The 3,871-nt window shown below is 59.6% G+C and carries 2 protein-coding genes and 1 pseudogene; all 3 read left to right on the top strand.

The genetic code is table 11. The annotated features are described in order from the left end of the window. Window positions 1–292: pseudogene (locus tag CAGGBEG34_RS08565) on the top strand (heavy metal translocating P-type ATPase); the annotation flags it as partial. 214 nt (window positions 293–506) lie between these two features. Further along, complete coding sequence (locus CAGGBEG34_RS08560; RefSeq protein WP_006683266.1) at window positions 507–1,823, top strand: adenylosuccinate synthase; 1,317 nt, start codon at window positions 507–509, stop codon at window positions 1,821–1,823. A gap of 14 nt (window positions 1,824–1,837) precedes the next feature. Then, window positions 1,838–3,718, top strand: coding sequence for a potassium transporter Kup (locus CAGGBEG34_RS08555; protein ID WP_006683265.1), 1,881 nt, complete (start codon window positions 1,838–1,840; stop codon window positions 3,716–3,718). The last annotated feature ends 153 nt before the right edge of the window (window positions 3,719–3,871 follow it).

The following is a 3,871-nucleotide window of genomic DNA, read 5'->3' as shown; positions in this document are numbered from 1 at the left end:
CGAGATCGGTTTTGCGATGGGCGCGCTGGGCAACGATACGGCGATGGAAACCGCCGATGTCGCGCTGATGGATGATGATCTGCGCAAACTGCCGCTGTTTATCCGGATGTCGCGCGCCGCGCACGCGGTCCTTATCCAGAATATGGTGATCGCGCTCGGTATCAAAGCGGCCTTTCTGGCCCTCACGCTGTTGGGTGCGGGCACGATGTGGATGGCGGTATTCGCCGATGCCGGCGCAAGTCTGCTTGTGATTGGCAACGGTTTGCGGCTGCTGCGCGCGCGTTGCGGGTAAGATGCGTTTTTAACTCTGCATAGATGGATTTATGTCCAGCAGCACCGCATACTCAGAGCGTTTTTCAGCGAGCTTGCACAAGGAGCAAGCGCAAAGACAGTATGGAGATCGATGCGGGCGGAGCAGGCCTCCATCGCGCAGCGATGGAGGCGACCCCGCAGCGAGCTCATACGGCGAGCGCGCAGAGACGCAGTGCAAGCCGCTGAAAAACGCTCTGGGTCGTAATATCGTTATCGTGGGCGCTCAATGGGGCGATGAAGGCAAAGGCAAAGTGGTCGATTGGCTCACCGAGCGCGCGCATGGCGTGGTGCGTTTTCAGGGCGGCCATAACGCCGGACACACCTTATGGATTGAGGGCCGCAAAACGATTCTGCGGCTGATTCCATCCGGCATCATGCATCCGCAGGTCAAATGCTATATCGGGAACGGGGTGGTGCTATCGCCTGAAGCCTTATTCAACGAAATCGGCGAGCTGGAGGCGGCGGGGCTTGAAGTGCGCAGCCGCTTATTCATCTCCGGCGCGGCAGCGCTGATATTGCCGTATCACATTGCGCTTGACCAGGCGCGCGAAGCGCGCGCAAACAATGAAAGAATCGGTACCACTGGCCGCGGCATTGGCCCGGCCTATGAGGATAAAGCCGCGCGCCGCGCTTTGCGCGTTCAGGATGTATTCGATGCAGCGCATTTCAAAGCGCGGCTGCGCGAAAATCTGGATTTCTACAATTTCATACTGAGCCGTTATCTGAATGCCGCGCCGGTGGACGAAGCGCGCACGCTGGATGCGGCGCTCGCCTATGCCGATCAGTTCGCGCCGCTGATGGCCAATATTCCCGCCTGCCTGGATGCGGAAAACCGCGCGGGTCGCCATTTACTGTTTGAGGGCGCGCAAGGCGCGCTGCTCGATGTCGATCATGGCACTTATCCCTTTGTGACCAGCAGCCATTGCGTGGCTGGCGCGGCTGCAACGGGCGCGGGCGTCGGGCCGCGGCAATTGCATTACATTCTGGGCGTCGCCAAAGCGTATTGCACGCGCGTGGGCAGCGGCCCTTTCCCAAGCGAGTTATACGATGCCAACAATCCCGCGCGTTGCGCGCAGGCCGGCGCGGCCCTCGCGCGCACCGGCCATGAATTCGGGTCGGTCACCCGCCGGCCGCGCCGCACCGGCTGGCTGGATACCGCCGCGCTCGCGCGTTCGCTGCAACTCAATAGCGCTTCCGGCCTGTGTATTACCAAATTGGACGTGCTCGACGCCTTTGATTCCATCCGCCTGTGCACCGGTTATCGTCTGAACGGCCGCCGCGTCGATGCGCTGCCATCGAGCGCTTCGCTTGCCGCGCAATGTGAACCGGTGTACGAAGATCACCCTGGATGGAAAACCAGCACCGCGGGAATACGCGCCTGGGACGATCTGCCAGCCAATGCGCGCGCCTATCTGCGGCGCATTGAAGCGGCGGCGGGCGTCCCCATCGATCTGATTTCAACCGGCCCGCAGCGGGATGCGATGATTTTGGTGCGCCATCCATTCGATTGAAAACTTTTTTCTAAATGAACGAAAGGCCGCGCGCGCACTCCGCCCCTGCGCTGATTCTTGCTGTGCTCGGCATTGTATTCGGCGATATCGGCACCAGCCCGCTGTATGCCTTAAAAGAGGCGTTCCATCCGGACCACGGCATCGCGCTGAATACATCTTCTGTTTTTGGCGTGCTGTCACTGTTGTGCTGGGCGATTGTGATGGTCGTCGCGGTTAAATATGTGTGGTTCATCATGCGCGCGGACAATCACGGCGAAGGCGGCCCGCTTGCGCTGATGGCGCTGGGACTCTCCCGTATTCCCCGGCAGAGCAAGGCAGCGGCGCGGATGCTCATGCTGGGGTTGTTCGGCGCCTGCATGTTTTACGGCGATGCGGCGATTGCGCCCGCCATCTCGGTGTTATCCGCAGTGGAAGGACTGCATATTGCTGCGCCGCATTTATCGGCCCTTGTGCTGCCGATCACTCTGCTGATCCTGACCGTCCTGTTTGCGATTCAGCGGTATGGCGCGCAGACGGTCGGCGCGCTGTTCGGCCCCGTGATGCTGCTGTGGTTCATCACGCTCGCCGCGCTGGGACTCTGGCAAATCGCGCATGCGCCCGCGATTTTAGGAGCGCTCAACCCCGTCCATGCGCTGCGCTTTATGTCGAGCCAGCCGCGGCTTGGCGTGATCGTGCTCGGTTCGGTGTTTCTGGCGCTGACCGGCGCGGAAGCGCTCTACGCCGATATGGGTCATTTCGGCGCGCGTCCAATTCGCCTTGCCTGGTATGCCATCGTGATGCCGGCGCTGGTGCTGAACTACTTTGGTCAAGGCGCGCTGCTGCTTACGCAGCCCTGGGCGCTTGAAAATCCTTTCTACTGGCTTGCGCCGGACTGGGCGCTCTTTCCTTTGATCCTACTCGCCACATCGGCGACGGTGATTGCCGCGCAAGCCGTCATTTCGGGCGCGTTTTCGCTGACCAGTCAGGCAATCCAGCTTGGGCTGATGCCGCGCATGAATATTATCCACACCTCGGCGCGCGCGATTGGACAGATTTATATTCCGCTGGTCAATGGCGTATTGCTCGCGGCCGTCGTCTGCATCGCGCTGGGCTTTCGACATTCAGGCAGACTGGCCGCCGCCTACGGCATTGCGGTCGCAACGACGATGATCATGACCACTGCGCTCGCCTGCGTGGTGATGCTGAAAGTCTGGCGCTGGCATCGCGGACTCGTCGCGCTCATCAGCGCTGTTTTCATCACCGTGGATAGCGCATTTTTCGGCGCAAACCTGCTGAAAGTAGCTGAAGGCGGCTGGCTGCCATTGTCGCTGGGCGGCGCGCTGTTCTTCCTGCTGATGACCTGGACCCAGGGCCGCGCGCGCGTTCAGGCCCGCGCCGCCGCCGAAGGGATCGAACTGCGCCCGTTTATCGAGGGACTGCTGACCTATCCGCCGCACCGCGTCGAAGGCACGGCGGTCTACTTAATGGGGAACGATGCTTTTGTGCCCACCAGCCTGCTTCACAATCTGAAACATAATAAGGTGCTGCATCAACGCACCCTGTTGATGACCTTTGTCGCGCACGATGTACCGTATGTGGATGCTCAACGCCGCATTGAACTTGAAGCACTGAATCATGGACTCTTTGTGGTGCGCGCACACTACGGATTCAATGAAACGCCTGATGTTCAGGCAGTATTACATTTGCTTGAAACGCAGCATCGCATGGCGTTTGAATGGATGGAGACCTCCTTTTTCATCGCGCGCGAAACGGTGACGCCAGCGCAATTGCCGGGCATGCCGGTTCTCCGCGCGCGCATTTTCGCGTGGCTGCATCGCAACGCTGCGAAGCCGACCGACTTTTTCAAGATACCTGCGAACCGGGTTGTGGAATTGGGGACAAAGCTTGAAATTTAAACGTCTGGAGCATTTTCCAGTCTTTTTGTCGATGGTGTTCGTTGTCCGGAACCAATCCACACAGCTTGAACGCATCCTTTCAGAAGCGGCTCGACGGATTGCGTTATTGGTCAGCGATTACGAGCTCATTATTGTCGATAATGCTTCAGATGA

The organism is Candidatus Glomeribacter gigasporarum BEG34 (assembly GCF_000227585.1).
Classification (GTDB): domain Bacteria; phylum Pseudomonadota; class Gammaproteobacteria; order Burkholderiales; family Burkholderiaceae; genus Glomeribacter; species Glomeribacter gigasporarum_B.
The sequence above is the reverse complement of the archived record's forward strand: the minus strand, read 5'-3'. Positions and strand labels throughout refer to the sequence as shown.

What these genes read in the sequence shown, in the direction of transcription:
- CAGGBEG34_RS08555 (WP_006683265.1), top strand. Translation starts at nt 1,838, where the DNA reads ATGAACGAAAGGCCGCGCGCGCACTCCGCCCCTGCGCTGATTCTTGCT.